Consider the following 14913-nt stretch of genomic DNA (forward strand, 5'->3'; position numbering starts at 1 on the left):
GTCATGCCCGAGATGTATTTCGATGTGCGGTGGCCCGATGGCGTGACGCAGCGATGCTACTCCCCCTCCACGGTCGTCGCGGACTACTTCTCCACCGGTGGTGACTACGAGCTGGCGGATTTCGTCGAGCGCAGCCGTACGGCGCTCGGCATCGCCGGGGAGCGGGTGCGGGAGAAGTTCGGCTTCTACTGCACCGCCGCCTCCGAGCAGTTGGCGCGGATCGAGCGGACCGCCGCCGCCTACGCCGCCGTCAGCGGGGCCAGGGTGACGGTCGAGTCCCTGACCACCGCCGAGGGGAGGGACCGGTGAGCCCGGCGATACCGCTCGCCGGCGCCCACTATCCGGTCGCCGTGGTGGGTGGCGGTCAGGCGGGGCTCTCGATGAGTTACTGCCTGCGTCAGCGCGGCATCGAGCACGTCGTCGTGGAAGCCCATCGGGTCGGACACGAGTGGCGGGAGCATCGCTGGGACTCCTTCTGCCTGGTGACGCCCAACTGGCAGTGCAGGTTGCCCGGTTTCCCCTACCGGGGGGACGATCCGGACGGGTTCATGGTCCGCGAGGACATCGTCCGGTACCTGGAGGACTACGTGGCCTTCTTCCAACCGCCCCTGGTGGAGGGCGTGTCCGTCACCAGATTGCGCCGCGCGACCACCGGGACGTTCGAACTGAGCACGACCGCCGGAGACTTCACCGCCGACCAGGTCGTGGTGGCCACCGGCCCTTACCACACGCCGTCCGTCCCGCCGATGGCCCAGCGCCTGCCCGACGCCATCACGCAGGTGCACTCCTCCCGTTACCGGGACCCGGCCCGGCTTCCCGGCGGAGCGGTCCTGGTGGTCGGCACCGGGCAGTCCGGCTGCCAGATCGCCGAGGACCTTCACCTCGCCGGCCGCCAGGTGCATCTGGCCGTCGGCAGCGCCCCGCGCGTGGCCCGCTTCTACCGTGGCCGTGACTGCGTGGCCTGGCTCGACGACATGGGCCATTACCGCAGGAGCATCGACGAGTTCGACGACGCCGGTGCCGTGCGGATGCGGGTCAACCACTACGTCACCGGACGCGACGGCGGCCGGGACATCGATCTGCGCGCCTTCGCCCGTGACGGCATGCGGCTGTACGGACGGCTCACCGGCATCAGCGGTGCGACGCTGACGTTCGCCGACGACCTCAAGACGAACCTGGACCACGCGGACGCGGTGGCCGAGGGCATCAAGGACGCCATCGACGCGCACATCGCCGCCGAGGGCATCGACGCGCCGGAGGAGCCCCGGCCCGTACCGGTGTGGGAGCCGGACGAACGGCCCGGCTCGGTGGACCTGGAGGCCGCCGGGATCACCTCCGTCATCTGGTCCACCGGCTTCCGCCGCGACCACCGCTGGATCGAGGCGCCCGTCTTCGACGGCCGCGGCTACCCGATGCACTGGCGGGGCGCCACCGGCACGCCCGGCCTGTACTTCCTGGGCCTGCCCTGGCAGCACTCGTGGGGTTCGGGACGGTTCGAAGCGGTGGGCCGGGACGCGGAGTTCCTCGCCGACCACATCGACGCCTCGCGCCGCCTCGCGGACGTGTGCGGCACCCTCACCGGCGCGCCCACCGAACTCGCCTCCGCCCTCCCGATCGGCTGACGCCATGGTCCACGACGCACACCGGCACATCGGAGTCCTGCCCGCCTACCCCTTCTACGGCGGCCCGCCCGTCCGCCCCGACACCACCCACCGCCCGCGCCACGGTCAAGCAGCTCGTCGCCGACCTGGACGCGGAGGGCACCGAACGCGCCCTGGTCATCCCCAACTACGGCGTCCCCGACCCCGCGATCGCCTTCTCCTTCAACGAACTGGCGCTGGAAGCCGCTCAGACCGACGACCGCGTCCGCGCCGGACTGTGGGTCTCACCTCGTCCCCAGGACGAAGAACGCACCGCGCGGGCCCTGGCGTTGGCCGGCGAGCACGGTGTGAAGGCGCTCAAGCTCAGCTTTCTGCTGGGCGGTCGCCCCACCGACCCGGCCTGCCGGCCCCTGCTCGACCGCGTCTTCGCCACGGCCGAGCGGCACGGGCTGGTGGTCCACGTGCACACGTCCCCCGGCGCCGCGTCCGACATCGACGAGGTCGGTCATCTCGTCGACTGGTACGCCGACCGGGTACCGGTCCACCTCGTGCACTTCGGAGGCGGGATGAGCGGCCACATCAAGCTGGCCGGGTCCCGGTTCTTCGACTGGATCACCGCCGGCAAGCGCGTCTACACCGACCTCTCCTGGGCCATCGGCTTCACACCCCGCTGGCTGGCCCGGGAGATCGAGCACCGCGGCATCGGCCACGACCGGGTGCTCTTCGCCAGTGACCAGCCGTGGGGCGACTTCGCCGGCGAGTACGCCCGGCTCGCCGACGCGACCGGCGGTGGCGAACTCGGCGCTCTCGTCTTCCGGGACACGTTCGCCTCGCTCTACGACTGAACCGACCGACGACTGAACCGACCACACCCCCACCCCTACCGCGCACAAGGAGACCACCATGTCCGAATCCGCCGCCACCGCCGAACTCTCCGACGTCGAGCAGAAGTCGCTCGCCGAGATCCCGCACCCCTCCCTGCCCGAGGGCACCAGCATCTACGGCTCCACCAAGGTCTTCCCCGACTACCGGGCCGAGGACGGCGAGACGTACTTCACCCTCGTCCACGGCATCGCCCACGAGTCGTCCGTGTCCTTCGTGGCCGTCCTCCAGGCCACCCGCGCCCTGCGCAAGGGCTTCGAGACGGCGATCTACTTCTACGGCCCCGGCTCCCTCAACTGCCTGGCCACCCGCGGTTTCCCGACCGTCGGGAACTCCGCCTTCCCCGGCGAGCACAACATCAACAACCAGCTCAAGACGTTCATCGCGGAGGGCGGCAAGGTCTACTGCTGCCGTTTCGGCCTCTCCCTGCACGGCGCCCGCGAGGAGGACCTCATCGAGGGCGTCATCCCCACCCACCCCCTCGACGTCCAGGACGCGTTGATCCACTACGCGCGCAAGGGCGCCATCATCAACTCCACCTACCAGCTCTGAGGGGCACGACGTGAGCGTTGGCACCGGATCGACGGCGGTGGATGTGCGGATCATGACCCGGGCCGAACTCGCCCTGCGCGGCGTCGCGTTGGACGCGCCCGTGCGGCGGCCGGACGGCGCGGGGCCCAGCGACGACGGACACGTCCTCGTCGACGGTGCCAACGCCGCCCTCCCCCACAACCCCGACAGCCCCTACTTCGTGCGGGACGGCACGGTGTGGCTCGGCGACGAGTCCGGACGCGCCGAGGACACCGGAATCTCCCTCACGCCCGTCCGGCGACCGAAGTTCTACGACCTGACCACGGCCGACGGCACCCGCTACGAACAGATCGCCCGCCTGCACGGCGCCGACGTCCTCGCCACCACCGTCGTCCAGACCTGCGTCCGCTACGCCGAGGCCGACCGCTGCCGCTTCTGCACCATCGAGGAGTCCCTGCGCTCGGGCGCCACCGTGGCCGCGAAGACCCCCGCGCAGCTCGCCGAGGTCGCCGAGGCGGCCGTACGGCTGGACGGCGTCCGGCAGATGGTGATGACCACCGGCACCACCACCGGTCCCGACCGCGGCGCCCGCACCCTCGTACGGTCGGTGCGGGCGGTGCTGGAAGCCGTGCCCGGTCTGCCGGTCCAGGTGCAGTGCGAACCGCCCGGCGACCTCGCCTGGATCCGCGCCCTGCGCGACGCGGGAGCCACCGCGGTCGGGATCCATGCCGAGTCCCTCGACGACGAGGTGCGGCGGCGCTGGATGCCCGGCAAGTCCACGGTGCCGATGGCCGAGTACGAGGCCGCCTGGGACGAGGCGGTGCGCGTCTTCGGACCGAACCGCGTCTCCACGTACCTCCTCGTGGGACTCGGTGAGAACCCCGACGAACTCATCGCGGGAGCGGGCAGGTTGATCGACCGGGGGGTGTACCCCTTCGTCGTCCCCTTCCGCCCGATGCGCGGTACCCTCGCCGCCCGCGACGGGGTCGGGGCGCCCGAAGCGGCGCTCCTGAAGTACGTCACCGAGGGCGTCGCCGCGAAGCTGCGCGCCGCCGGGATGAGCGGCGCCGACCAGAAGGCCGGCTGCGCCGCCTGCGGCGCGTGCGGTGTGCTCCGGGCCGCGGGCGGGTGAGCGCCGTGTACCTCGACGGTTCCGTCGCGGTGCCGTCCGTGGACGGGCCGCGGGACATCCTGGCCCTGCTGGGCGACCGCAGCACGCTCGCCCGGCAGCCCGCGTTCCGCGTGGCGGAGGCGGACGGCGCGGCCGACATCGCCGCCTACCGGCGGTCGCGCCGTGACGTCTTCGTCCACGAACAGGGGCTCTTCGCGCGCCACGACCTGGACGACCGCGACAGCGACCCGCGCACCGTCGTCCTGGTCGCCAAAGACCCGGAGGGCACCGTGGTCGGCGGGGTGCGCCTGTGCCCGGTCGGTGACGGGCCCGACATCGGCTGGTGGCAGGGCGGGCGCCTCGTCGTCGCCCCCGGGGCCCGCGGCCCGCACGGCATCGGCGCGGCGCTCGTCCGCGCCGCCTGTGCCCGGGCGGAGGCCGAGGGCGTGCTGCGGTTCGACGCGACCGTCCAGGCGCGCGCCGCGACGCTGTTCCGGCGCCTGGGCTGGCAGCGGGTCCGGGACACGACGGTCGCGGGCGCTCCGCACGTCCTGATGCGGTGGCCGATCAACCGGATCGCGGCGCAGGCGGCGGCCACGAAGGCCGCGTTGGGGCCCCTCCTCGCCGGGCTGCCCGCTCCGGCTGGCTTCGTCGGTGACGACGGCGCGCCCGTCCCGGGCACGGACGTGATCGCCGCGTGCGACGCGATCGTGCCGTCCATGGTCGAGCGGGACCCCGGGTGGGCGGGCTGGTGCGCGGTCCTGGTCAACGTCAACGACCTGGCCGCCATGGGCGCTTCACCGCTCGGACTGCTCGACGCGGTCGGCGCGCGGCACGCCGGGCACGCCGCGCGGATCCTCGCGGGCCTGAGCCGGGCGGCCGAGGCGTACGGAGTGCCGGTGCTCGGCGGGCACACCCAACTCGGCGTCCCCGCCGCGCTGTCCGTCACCGCCCTCGGCCGTACCCGCCATCCGGTGCCGGGAGGTGGCGGGCGCCCCGGGCACGCCGTACGGCTGACCGCCGACCTCGGCGGCGGCTGGCGCCCGGGCTACCGGGGACGCCAGTGGGACTCGACCACGCACCGCCACGCGGACGAACTCCGCGCGATGACCGGCATGCTGGCCGGTGCCGCGGCCACCGCCCGGCCCGCCGCCGCCAAGGACGTGTCGATGGCCGGGATCGGCGGCACGCTCGGCATGCTCGCCGAGGCCGGCGGCTGCCGCGCGGTCCTCGACGTGGCCGCGGTGCCCCGGCCGGGGACGGCGACCGTGGGCGACTGGTTCACCTGTTTCCCGGGTTTCGCGATGCTCACGGCCGACGAGCCGGGGGCACCGCCCCCGCCCGCCGGGCCCGCCACCGGCGCGGTGTGCGGGGAGCTCACCGCGGGAGAAGGCGTCGGGCTGCGCTGGCCCGACGGAGAGATCACCGAGGCGGTCACCTCCACCGTGACCGGGATGGGGACCGCATGAGCACCCTGCGCATGGCGGCCGTCGCCGCCGCGTTCGGCCGCGATCTGGAGGAGGACTTCCGGATCGCCGGACGGCTGATCGGCGAGGCACGGGAGGAGGGGGTGCGTCTCCTGGCGCTGCCCGAAGCCTGCCTGGGCGGCTACCTGCTGAGCCTCGACGACGACGCGGCCCTCGACGAAGGCCCGCCCGCCCTTGCCTGCGACGGCCCCGAGATCCGCCGACTGGCCGCCCTCGCCGGGGAGATGACGGTCGTCGCCGGCTACTGCGAGGCGGGCGCGGACGGCAGGCGGTACAACAGCGCCGTCTGCGTCACCGGCGACGGCGTCCTCGGCAACCACCGCAAGGTTCACCAACCGCTCGGCGAGGACGCCAGTTACGCCTCCGGCGACCGCTTCCACGCCTTCGACACGCCGGCCGGCCGGATCGGCATGATGATCTGCTACGACAAGGCGTTCCCGGAGTCCGCCCGGGCGCTGGCCCTGGACGGCGCGCAGATCGGGGTCTGCGTCTCCGCCTGGCCGGGGGCCCGCACCAACGCGACCGCCCACCTCGAAGAGGACCGCTGGAAGCGCCGCTTCGACCTGTTCGACCGTGCCCGCGCCCTGGAGAACCAGATCGTGTGGCTCTCCGCCAACCAGTCGGGCACCTTCGGATCGCTACGCTTCGTCGGCAGCGCCAAAATCGTCGACCCGGGCGGGGAGATCCTCGCCGACACCGGCGTCACGGCCGGCCTCGCCGTCGCCGGGATCGACGTCGCCGCGGCCCTGGAGACCGCCCGCCGGTCGATGGGGCACCTGCGGGACCGACGTCCGGACACCTACGCACCCGCAGGAGCGGCAACCGCATGAGCAGCATCCGGATCGCGGCCGTGGCCGCCCACTTCGGCCGCGACCTGGAATTCGACCTGGCCCGCATCGCCAAACTCATCGACGACGCACGCGCCGCCGGCGCCGGACTGCTCGTCCTGCCCCACGCCGCCCTCGGCGGCTACCTCGCCGACCTGCGGCACCCCGACCCCGACGCCCTGCCGCCGGCACTCAAGCCGGACGACCCGCTGATCCTCCAAGTCGCCCGCCTGGCCGCCGAGATGGTGGTCTGCCTGGGCTACTGCGAGGACGGCGGCACCGAACGCCACAACTCCGCCGTCTGCGTCAGCGGCGACGGCGTCCTCGGCCACCACCGCAAGGTCCACCTGCCGGCCGGCGAGGTCGCGGCCTTCACCGCCGGCGACCGCTTCGACGCCTTCGACACCCCGGTCGGCCGGATCGGCATGCTCATCGACTACGACAAGACCTTCCCCGAATCCGCCCGTTCCCTGGCCCTGGACGGGGCCGAGATCCTCGCCTGCCTGTCCGCCTGGCCCACCAGCATCACCAACCGCGCCCCGCGCATGGCCCAGGACCGGCAGGCCAAACTCTTCGACCTGTACGACCAGGCCCGCGCCGCCGAGAACCAGGTCGTCCTCGCCTCCTCCAACCAGACGGGCGCGATGGGAGGCATGCGGTTCCTCGGCCAGGCCAAGGTCGTCGGCCCCGGCGGCGACATCCTCGCCCGCACCTGGGCCAAGGCCGGCCTCGCCGTCGCCGAGGTCGACGTCGCCGCCGAGCGGGAACGCGCCCGCCGCATCCTGTGCCACCTCGACGAACGGCGACCGGACGCCTACCGGGAGACCCCCTCATGACACGCCTCCGCATCGCCCTGCTCAGCTACTCCACCAAGCCGCGCGGCGGCGTCGTCCACACTCTCGCCCTCGCCGAGGCGCTCGCCGCCGCCGGGCAGGACGTCACGGTGTGGACGCTGGGCCGCGGCGGCGACTCCGGCTTCTTCCGGCCCGTGCGTCCCGACGTACGGCTGCGGATCGTCCCCTTCCCGGACGGCCCGCCGCGGGAGACCGTCGGCGAGCGCATCCTGCGCTCCATCGCCGTCCTCGGCGCGGCCTTCGACCCGGCGCCGTACGACGTCGTCCACGCCCAGGACTGCATCAGCGCCAACGCGGTGGGCGGCCGGTGCGTCCGCACGGTCCACCACATCGACCACTTCACGACCCCCGAACTGGCCGCCTGCCACGAGCGGGCCATCGCCGAGCCGTACGCCCACATCTGCGTCTCGGCGGCCGTCGCCACCGAACTCGCCGACGGCTGGGGCATCGAGGCGGAGATCATCCCGAACGGGGTGGCGTACGGCCGCTTCGCGGCCACCGATCCGGCGGCCCGCGCGAACTGGCGTTCCCGGCTGGGTCGTTACGTCCTCACCGTGGGGGGCATCGAGCCCCGCAAGGGTTCCCTGGACCTCCTGGAGGCCTACGCCCTCCTGCGTGCCGAACACCCCGGCGTGCGGCTGGTGATCGCGGGCGGCGAAACCCTCTTCGACTACCGCGACTACCGCGCCCGCTGGGAGGAACGGGCCGCCGAACTCGGCGTCGAGCCGGTGGTGCTGGGCCAAGTCCCGGAGAACGAACTACCGTCGCTGGTCGCCGCCGCCGACGCCTTCGCCTTCCCCTCGGTCAAGGAGGGCTTCGGCCTGGCCGCGATGGAAGCCCTCGCCGCGGGCGTGCCCCTGGTCGTACGGGACCTGCCCGTCCTACGCGAAGTCTTCGGCGCCGCCGCCCGCTTCGCCACCACGCCCCACGGCCTGGCGACCGAACTCGGACGCGCCCTCGCGTCCGGCGACCCGGCCCGGCGATCCGCCGGTCGCGCCCTCGCCGCGCGCCACACCTGGGACGCCGCGGCGCGCCGCCACCTCGACTTCTACCGCTCCCTCGCCGCTCCCCTCCGGTCCGCCCGCGCCTGACCGCCGACGCCGACAGCCGGGCCGGGGATGTCCGTTCTCAGAAGTCGGGGCCGTAGTCGGCGCATTCCGGCTGGAAGTCCGGGTCGTCGGGGCCGAGGGCGTTGAGGATGTTCTGGATGGTGGGGCCGTCGAAGGCCACACCCGTGTGGCCGACAGGGCTGTCCGGGCACTGGTCCTGGAGTTCGATGTTGGTGACGTTCTCGCCGTCGAGGAAACTGTTCGTGTACGGCGTGACCACGGTGTCCAGCCGGGTCGCGATGACGGTGTAGTCGACGCCGGGGACGGTGTCGCCGTCGGCGAACAGCGCCTCCTGGAAGTCGGAGCCGGCTTCCTGGTCCTTCAGGCCCTGGAGGCCGACGAGGTCGAAGAAGCCGTTGACCAGCCCGAGCAGGCCCAGGTTCTCGCCGATGGTGACGAGGCCGTTCTGCGTGGTGCCGTGGTTGGTGGGGGCCAGGGCGACGAAGTCGTCGACCGTGTCGGCGCCGCCGAGCCGCTTGAGGTAGTGGTTCGGCATCATGCCGCCCTGCGAGTGGCCGACCAGATCGACCTTCTCGGCACCCGTGGCCGCCAGCACTTCGTCCACGAAGGCGTCCAACTCCTCGGCGGATGAAGCGACGTCGGTGAGGCCGCCGACCCGGCCGAGGAACGAGAGCGGACCCATGCCGTAGTTGAACGCGAAGACGCAGTGGCCCTCGTTGGCCAGTGTGGGAGAGATCCGGGTCCAGTTGGTGCCGAGGTTGATGGTGGTGGCGTGCACCAGGATGACCGGCTCGGTGTGCCCGGCGGACGGCTCGCAGTTCCAGTCGTTGGCCCCGGCGACGGCGTCCGGGCTGGTGAAGAAGTTGGCGACGGCCTCCGGGAGACCGCCGACCGGGTAGCGCGGGGCGTCGGCACGGGCGGCGGGCACGGCCGTGACGGCCACGGCCAGGGCCGCCACCGCGACCAGAAGACGGCGCATCGGACGCCCGCGCCGGTGGCGGACGGGTCGTAAGGACACAACTTCCTCCGGGAGACGGCGGCTTGAGGAACGGATACGTACGTCTGCGCGGAACACCGCCGAACGTAGGCCCCCACCACCCCACCCGACAACCCCCGCTCCAGGCACCGGGGCGTTCCGTCAGAGATCGCGGCCGGACTCGCTCAGTGCGGTGTAGGCGGCTTCGGCCGTGCGGCCGGACGGGGTACCGGCCGGAGCGTGGGCGAGGAAGGCGCTGGTCGTGCCGGTGTGGATGACGCGCCCGTCGTCGATCACGGTCACGCTGTCGGACTCCTCCGCCAGGTCCGCCACATCGTGCGTGGACAGCAGCACCCGGACGTCCTCGGTCAGGGAGCCGAGGACGTCCCGGAACACGCGCCGCTGACGCGGGTCCATACCGGCGGTCGGCTCGTCCAGGAGCATGACGCGCGCCCCGTGTACCAACGCGGAGGCGACCCCGACGCGGCGGAGCTGCCCGCCGGAGAGCCTGCCCGCCTTGGTGTCCGCCCGTGCCGCGAGGTCGACGCGGGCAAGGGCGGTGGCCGCCCGGTCCCAGGCGTCTCGGCGGCTCATGCCCTTCAGCCAGCCGGTGTAGGCGACCTGTTCCCTGGCGGTGAGATGGCTCATCGCGGTGATGTGCTGCGGCATCCAGGCGACGGCGCGGCGGTAGTCGCGGCTGCGGGACGCCAGGCCGTCCAGGGTGACGGTGCCGCGACGCGGCAGATGAACGGAGGCGGCGAGCTTGAGCAGGGTCGACTTGCCGGCTCCGTTCGGGCCCAGCAGGATCGTCAGTCCGTCGGGCAGCGTGTAGTCCAGGTTGTCGAGGACCGGGGCCGCCCAGGGGCGGTACGAGTAAGTGCAGGAGCGTAGTTCGAGAGTCATTTCTCCTCGTTTCACCCGCGGGCGGGGCGGCGGTTGCTGAGGTGGACGCCCAGTCCCGCGGTGATGGCGCAGGCCGTGGCGAGCGCGGCGAGCGGGTCGCCGCCGGTCTGCGGCAGGATCGTCCAGAAGGCGGGATGATCGCTGCTGGTCAGGCCGAAGAAGATCACCGCGAAGATCCAGGCCACGGGCGCCATGACGGCGGGCGGCCCGACGAGTGCGCGGAGGCAGAGCACCAACCCGGTGAGGAAGACGGTGTTCCGGCCCGCGGGGAGGCCGGTCGTCGTTCCGAGCGCGGTGTCCAGGACCCAGCCGGCACCGACGGAGACCGCGAGAACCCCGCCGATCAGGGCACCGTCCCACAGGTGCGACTGCCGCACGCCCGTCTGTTCGGCCTCCTCCAAGCGGGAGTCGAGGGACAGGGCGAGCGCGGAGCAGACAGGAACCGGCGCCATGAGCACGAACAGCACCGGATTCGCCGAACCGTTCAGGAACGACGGCAGGGAGACCACGGACTCCTGGAGGACGGCCAGCATCAGGCAGAACCCCGCGAGCGCCGGGAGCAGCAGAACGTGGACCCGCCGGGCTTTCAGCCACCACCGCATCAGGTGCCGTCCGCGGGGGCCGGGGCGCAGGCACGCCGGAGTTCCGCCCGGAACCATTCGGCCTGGTCCGCCGGGGACTCCCGGCGGACCTCGCTCACCCGTGCCGTGGCCTGTTCGAGCCAGTCGGGGCTGTCGGCGTACTGCCGCAACTCGTCCCGCTGCCAGTCCAGATAGAGGTGCTCCGCGCCGGCCACGGTGGCCGCCCAGAGCGTCGCGGCGCGGGAGAAGACGGGGTCGGGCCGCTCGCACGGGAACGTGACCGCGTGCGTCACGAGGGCCAGCCGGATCGTTCCCGAACGGTAACTGTCGGCGATCGAGAACCACCAGGTCCGTTCGGTGGACGACGGCGCGTAACGCCCGCTGGCGCTGCTGTCGCTGACGCTTTCCAGATTCGGGGTGCCGATGCCGGCGTCACGCAGTTCGGAGAGCGTCGCGTCCACTTCGTCGCGTATCGCGTCCAGGTCTCCGGACAGGTCCTCCGGGAGGCAGACGGCTGGTGTCGTACCGGCGCACCGCACGGGCACGTTGTTGGCGGAGAGCGGGGGGTTGTAGTCCCAGTCGGCTGTCACGCGCTGCGCGGTGACCGTACCGGTGACGGCGATGACGCAGCCCAGGGCCGTGCGCAGGACGCGTCGCCGCGGGTCCTGCCGTGGCGCGAGCATCACGGCGAGGCCGACGGCGATGCTGCCGGTGAACAGAATGTGCGGCACGACGGAGTCGAGGGTGGGCAGTTCGCCGTATTCCAGGCTCACCGGGAACTGGCCGGAAACATGCCGGAGCCAGAACGGCTCGTACGACCAGGAGGCGGCGACGCAGTAGAACACCCCGACGGCCAGCAGCGGCGCCGCGACGAGTCTGGGCACGATCAGTCCGACGGCGAACCCGATCACCACGTGGGCCGAGGCGACCGTCATCGCGAGCGCCGGCAGCGTCAGGCTCGGCAGCGTGGGGGCGGTTCCCTGCCGGATCAGCGCCATCGTCACGACCGCGGCGATCACCAGCCACGCCAGAAGAACCACGGGCAGCACGGCCTGCGCGGCCACGCGGAACCGGTGACGGGCCGGGGCGAGCAGCCACACCCCGTCCTTCCTCAGCCGACCACTCTCCCAAGCGGCCAGCGAGGAGGCCGTCGCATAGATCAAGGCGTAGTAGCTCGACAGCACGAACGACGTGACCGTGGGCGCGTAACCCGGCTCGCCCTCATGGGTCCGGAAGTCCGGAACGAAGCCCTTGAAGAAATACAGAATGGTGATGCCTGCGACCAGCGGCAGCGCCCACAGGGCGCTGTTGACACGCAGCCGCGTCGAGAATTTCATCGGGAACAGGGCCACCTAACCAGACAGGAGGGGGCCCCAGAACGGCGGCCCCCTTCCGGACGAGCTCAGTCTTTCGCAGTGGTGTCGACCGCCACATAATCGACGCTCAGCCGGTATCCACTCTCGGAGTCGTTGATCTTCATGATCTGGAAGAAGTAGTCCCCCGATTCCAGACCGGTCCACTCGCCCCGGCTCTGCTCGTTGGCACCGTCGAAGCAGTTGTAGGCCGTCTTCCGGCCGTAGCTCACATCGGGAAGGAACGACCGGTCGTGGCGCATGTCTATCTCGGTGCTCTGATCCGGGGCGTACACGGGGGTACTCGTCGTGCAGCCTTCGAAGATCAGCTCCGTGTAGCTCTGGTCGGCCCACCTGTGCGACTGGAACCCGGTCAGGACGCCGGTCATGCTGCTGCTCCAGTTCAGCACCTGGACGCCGCCGTCCTCGGCACCGGTCCCGGCGGTGGCCGCGGAGGCCAGGGGTGTGCTCACCGGTAAGGCGGCGGCGAGGACGCCGCTCACCACGGCGACGCGTATCCGTAAGCTGGGCATGGCGAGTTCTCCTTCGGTGACGATCCGTCGCGCGGCGTCTCACCGGTCGTTCTCCGGGCGGACGACGGGCGGTGGCGCTCGTCTCGGCGGATCGGACGATGACGGGATTCAGTCCGCGTGCGTGGTGTCGACCGCGACGTGGTCGACACTCAGCGTGTGGTCGTACGAGCTGTTGACCAGGCCGATCTGGAAGAAATAGCTACCGGACGCCAGTCCGTTCCATTCGCCCGCACTCACGCTGCTGCTGCTCTCGAAGCAGTTCTTGGCCGTTTTCGTCCCCCAGGACCGGTCCGGCTGGAGGCTGATGTCCTGGCGGAGTTCCACCTCGGCGCTCTCATCGAATACGGGGTAAAGCCAGCTTGTGTCACACCCCGTGAAGCGGATCTCCGTGTAGCTCACGTCGTCCCATCGACGCGACTGGAAACCCGGCCCAACCGAGTTCAGATGGCTGGACCAATTGAGAACGGTGACCTTTCCCTCACCGATCAGCGTCGGCGACACCGCGGAAGCGGCCGGTGTTCCCCCTAAGCACGCGGTGGCGGTTATTCCGCTCACCGCGGCGATCCGCGCCTTGACAAGGCCCCTTCGGGCAGACATGCCCCCACCCCCATGTGAATTACTCACATCATATGTTCACCTTAGTCGGCCACCGTAGAGGCGGCTCACTCAGGCGTCAAGTCCGGTCACCGTACGTGAGAGCCCTCTGTCCTTACATCCCGGCTCGGGGCGGCGTCGCCGACCGAGGGGGAAACCGGTGCTGCCCCGCCCCGCCGCCGCCGAAGTGTTCAGGGGTGCATGTGGGCGCCTTTGAGGACCTTGTCGACCGCGTTGCGCGGCCCGTACACGGCGAGGCCCACCAGGTCCAGCCGGTCCCTGGGCACCGCCCGCACCGCCGCGCGGTTGTCGCGGTCGTTGGCGGTGGCGAAGAGGTCGGAGGTGAACACCGACCGGGGAAGCGAGCGGGACAGGGCGCGGCCGTGCGCCGAGGTCAGCGTCTCCTTCGTCCCTTCGAAGACCAGGACGGGCTGGCGGAACATGGGCAGATACGGGGTGCCATCGGCGTCGGCGTACGGTTCGCCGATGACCTCGGGAAGCTCCGAGCCGAGGCCACTGACCAGGAACGCGGTCACGTTCAGCCGTTGCCAGGTCTCCAGGTCCTCGCGCAGCAGAACGGCGATCTTGGTGTCGAAACGTACGGGCGTGTTCTCGATGGTCATGCCCTGAAGGCTGCCGACCGTCCCACGGCGCCGTCTTGTACGTTCTTGGCATGGTGGCACGGCAGGAGGTTTCCGCGTGGCGCCCGCGGATCCCGGGTGTCGTGGAGGTGCTCCATGCCCGCTTCAGCGGGCACGCGTACCCCATGCACGTCCACGACGTGTGGACGTTGCTGATCGTGGACGACGGCGCGGTCCGTTACGAGCTGAACCGGCGTGAGCACGGCACCCCGCGCGACACGGTGACCCTGCTGCCCCCGGGTGTCGCGCACAACGGCTCGTCCGCCACCTCGCGGGGCTTCCGCAAGCGGGTCCTCTACCTCGACCTGACCCGACTGGACGAGAGCTTCACCGGTCCGGCGGTGGACGGCCCCGGCATCGCCGACCCCGTACTGCGGCAGCGGGTCGGGCAGTTGCACACGGCCCTGTCGCGCCGGGGTGACGAACTGGAGGCGGAGAGCCGTCTCGCGTTGATCGGTGAGCGGCTGCGCGACCACCTGCGGCCCCGGCTCGCCGCGCAGCCGCCGCGCGCAAACTCCGGCGTGGCCCACCGTCTGCGCGACCTCCTCGACGAACGGCTGCTCCACGGCGTGAGCCTGGACGAGGCCGCGAAGCTGGTCCACGCGCATCCCACGCACCTGGTGCGGGCGTTCACCGCCGTCTTCGGCATCGCCCCGCACCAGTACGTGATGGCCCGCCGCGTCGATCGCGCCCGGCGGCTGCTCCTCGACGGCCGCCCGCCCGCCGAGGTGGCGGCGGCGGCAGGCTTCTACGACCAGTCGCACCTCACCCGGCACTTCAAACGGCTCCTGGGCACCACCCCCGGGCACTACGCCCGCACGGTCCCCGCTCGGGCCCGGGGCGACGACGGCGTACGGAAAGCGCCACCGGTCGGGGCCCGGGCGGGCTGAGCCGGGAGTTCTCCGGCGGTAGGCGGCGACCCTGCCGGGGGTGCCGTGGTGCAGGGTGTAGTACGTCGCACCCAGCGCAA

The 14913-nt window shown here is 71.8% G+C and carries 17 protein-coding genes; 10 read left to right on the top strand and 7 right to left on the bottom strand.

Going from position 1 to position 14913, the window contains the following annotated elements; translation table 11 throughout:
* Window positions 1-3: 3 nt before the first annotated feature.
* Genes BN2279_RS18850 through BN2279_RS18890 form a run of 9 tightly spaced genes read left to right on the top strand, consistent with a single transcriptional unit; the run spans window position 4 to window position 8384 of the window.
* On the top strand, window positions 4-309 hold the full coding sequence (locus tag BN2279_RS18850; protein WP_059012548.1) for an MSMEG_0570 family nitrogen starvation response protein: 306 nt from the start codon (window positions 4-6) through the stop codon (window positions 307-309).
* Window positions 306-1622: an MSMEG_0569 family flavin-dependent oxidoreductase gene (locus BN2279_RS18855; protein ID WP_059011212.1), complete on the top strand. Its 1317-nt coding sequence runs from the start codon at window positions 306-308 to the stop codon at window positions 1620-1622. Before BN2279_RS18850 ends, BN2279_RS18855 begins: the two co-directional genes overlap by 4 nt.
* The gene (locus BN2279_RS18860) at window positions 1565-2446 is read left to right on the top strand and encodes an amidohydrolase family protein (RefSeq protein WP_234348008.1); all 882 of its coding nucleotides are present in this window, start codon (window positions 1565-1567) and stop codon (window positions 2444-2446) included. The genes BN2279_RS18855 and BN2279_RS18860 overlap by 58 nt, the downstream gene beginning before the upstream one ends.
* Before the next feature lie 58 nt (window positions 2447-2504).
* Complete coding sequence (locus tag BN2279_RS18865; RefSeq protein WP_059011214.1) at window positions 2505-3035, top strand: MSMEG_0572/Sll0783 family nitrogen starvation response protein; 531 nt, start codon at window positions 2505-2507, stop codon at window positions 3033-3035.
* Between the two features lie 10 nt (window positions 3036-3045).
* Window positions 3046-4146, top strand: coding sequence for an MSMEG_0568 family radical SAM protein (locus BN2279_RS18870; protein ID WP_234348009.1), 1101 nt, complete (start codon window positions 3046-3048; stop codon window positions 4144-4146).
* Window positions 4147-4151: 5 nt separating this feature from the next.
* Entirely contained in the window at window positions 4152-5594 is a 1443-nt protein-coding gene (locus BN2279_RS18875) for an MSMEG_0567/sll0787 family protein (protein WP_079032401.1), read from the top strand.
* The gene (locus tag BN2279_RS18880) at window positions 5591-6442 is read left to right on the top strand and encodes a carbon-nitrogen hydrolase family protein (RefSeq protein ID WP_059011216.1); all 852 of its coding nucleotides are present in this window, start codon (window positions 5591-5593) and stop codon (window positions 6440-6442) included. The genes BN2279_RS18875 and BN2279_RS18880 overlap by 4 nt, the downstream gene beginning before the upstream one ends.
* The gene (locus tag BN2279_RS18885; protein ID WP_059011218.1) at window positions 6439-7275 is read left to right on the top strand and encodes a carbon-nitrogen hydrolase family protein; all 837 of its coding nucleotides are present in this window, start codon (window positions 6439-6441) and stop codon (window positions 7273-7275) included. The genes BN2279_RS18880 and BN2279_RS18885 overlap by 4 nt, the downstream gene beginning before the upstream one ends.
* Entirely contained in the window at window positions 7272-8384 is a 1113-nt protein-coding gene (locus tag BN2279_RS18890; protein ID WP_059011220.1) for an MSMEG_0565 family glycosyltransferase, read from the top strand. Before BN2279_RS18885 ends, BN2279_RS18890 begins: the two co-directional genes overlap by 4 nt.
* Window positions 8385-8421: 37 nt before the next feature.
* Here the strand turns inward: BN2279_RS18890 and BN2279_RS18895 are convergent, their stop codons facing one another.
* From BN2279_RS18895 to BN2279_RS18925, 7 genes are all read right to left on the bottom strand, one after another.
* A complete protein-coding gene (locus BN2279_RS18895; RefSeq protein WP_059011222.1) occupies window positions 8422-9342 on the bottom strand; it encodes an esterase/lipase family protein in 921 nt (306 codons plus the stop codon).
* Between the two features lie 159 nt (window positions 9343-9501).
* Window positions 9502-10242, bottom strand: coding sequence for an ABC transporter ATP-binding protein (locus BN2279_RS18900; protein WP_059011224.1), 741 nt, complete (start codon window positions 10240-10242; stop codon window positions 9502-9504).
* A gap of 11 nt (window positions 10243-10253) precedes the next feature.
* Window positions 10254-10844: a hypothetical protein gene (locus BN2279_RS18905; RefSeq protein WP_159037279.1), complete on the bottom strand. Its 591-nt coding sequence runs from the start codon at window positions 10842-10844 to the stop codon at window positions 10254-10256.
* Window positions 10844-12160: a DUF7224 domain-containing protein gene (locus BN2279_RS18910; protein WP_159037280.1), complete on the bottom strand. Its 1317-nt coding sequence runs from the start codon at window positions 12158-12160 to the stop codon at window positions 10844-10846. The genes BN2279_RS18905 and BN2279_RS18910 overlap by 1 nt, the downstream gene beginning before the upstream one ends.
* A 65-nt stretch (window positions 12161-12225) precedes the next feature.
* A complete protein-coding gene (locus BN2279_RS18915) occupies window positions 12226-12708 on the bottom strand; it encodes a hypothetical protein (RefSeq protein WP_059011230.1) in 483 nt (160 codons plus the stop codon).
* Between the two features lie 108 nt (window positions 12709-12816).
* Window positions 12817-13305, bottom strand: a complete 489-nt coding sequence (locus BN2279_RS18920) for a hypothetical protein (RefSeq protein ID WP_159037281.1) — start codon at window positions 13303-13305, stop codon at window positions 12817-12819.
* Window positions 13306-13493: 188 nt separating this feature from the next.
* Window positions 13494-13925 carry a DUF2000 domain-containing protein gene (locus BN2279_RS18925; RefSeq protein ID WP_059011233.1) on the bottom strand — a complete coding sequence of 144 codons (432 nt, stop codon included), beginning with the start codon at window positions 13923-13925 and terminating at the stop codon, window positions 13494-13496.
* 50 nt (window positions 13926-13975) lie between these two features.
* On the opposite strand from BN2279_RS18925, the gene BN2279_RS18930 reads away from it, so the two are divergent.
* Window positions 13976-14833 carry an AraC family transcriptional regulator gene (locus BN2279_RS18930; RefSeq protein WP_059011235.1) on the top strand — a complete coding sequence of 286 codons (858 nt, stop codon included), beginning with the start codon at window positions 13976-13978 and terminating at the stop codon, window positions 14831-14833.
* The last annotated feature ends 80 nt before the right edge of the window (window positions 14834-14913 follow it).

The sequence above is a fragment of the Streptomyces specialis genome (assembly GCF_001493375.1).
In the GTDB taxonomy this organism is placed as follows: Bacteria; Actinomycetota; Actinomycetes; order Streptomycetales; family Streptomycetaceae; genus Streptomyces; species Streptomyces specialis.

Bases quoted from the DNA above. Each gene is read 5' to 3' on its own strand.
- BN2279_RS18850 (WP_059012548.1), top strand. From the start codon at position 4: ATGCCCGAGATGTATTTCGATGTGCGGTGGCCCGATGGCGTGACGCAG.
- BN2279_RS18865 (WP_059011214.1), top strand. From the start codon at position 2,505: ATGTCCGAATCCGCCGCCACCGCCGAACTCTCCGACGTCGAGCAGAAG.
- BN2279_RS18880 (WP_059011216.1), top strand. From the start codon at position 5,591: ATGAGCACCCTGCGCATGGCGGCCGTCGCCGCCGCGTTCGGCCGCGAT.
- BN2279_RS18885 (WP_059011218.1), top strand. From the start codon at position 6,439: ATGAGCAGCATCCGGATCGCGGCCGTGGCCGCCCACTTCGGCCGCGAC.
- BN2279_RS18890 (WP_059011220.1), top strand. From the start codon at position 7,272: ATGACACGCCTCCGCATCGCCCTGCTCAGCTACTCCACCAAGCCGCGC.
- BN2279_RS18895 (WP_059011222.1), bottom strand. From the start codon at position 9,342: ATGCGCCGTCTTCTGGTCGCGGTGGCGGCCCTGGCCGTGGCCGTCACG.
- BN2279_RS18900 (WP_059011224.1), bottom strand. From the start codon at position 10,242: ATGACTCTCGAACTACGCTCCTGCACTTACTCGTACCGCCCCTGGGCG.
- BN2279_RS18905 (WP_159037279.1), bottom strand. From the start codon at position 10,844: ATGCGGTGGTGGCTGAAAGCCCGGCGGGTCCACGTTCTGCTGCTCCCG.
- BN2279_RS18910 (WP_159037280.1), bottom strand. From the start codon at position 12,160: ATGAAATTCTCGACGCGGCTGCGTGTCAACAGCGCCCTGTGGGCGCTG.
- BN2279_RS18915 (WP_059011230.1), bottom strand. From the start codon at position 12,708: ATGCCCAGCTTACGGATACGCGTCGCCGTGGTGAGCGGCGTCCTCGCC.
- BN2279_RS18920 (WP_159037281.1), bottom strand. From the start codon at position 13,305: ATGTCTGCCCGAAGGGGCCTTGTCAAGGCGCGGATCGCCGCGGTGAGC.
- BN2279_RS18925 (WP_059011233.1), bottom strand. From the start codon at position 13,925: ATGACCATCGAGAACACGCCCGTACGTTTCGACACCAAGATCGCCGTT.
- BN2279_RS18930 (WP_059011235.1), top strand. From the start codon at position 13,976: ATGGTGGCACGGCAGGAGGTTTCCGCGTGGCGCCCGCGGATCCCGGGT.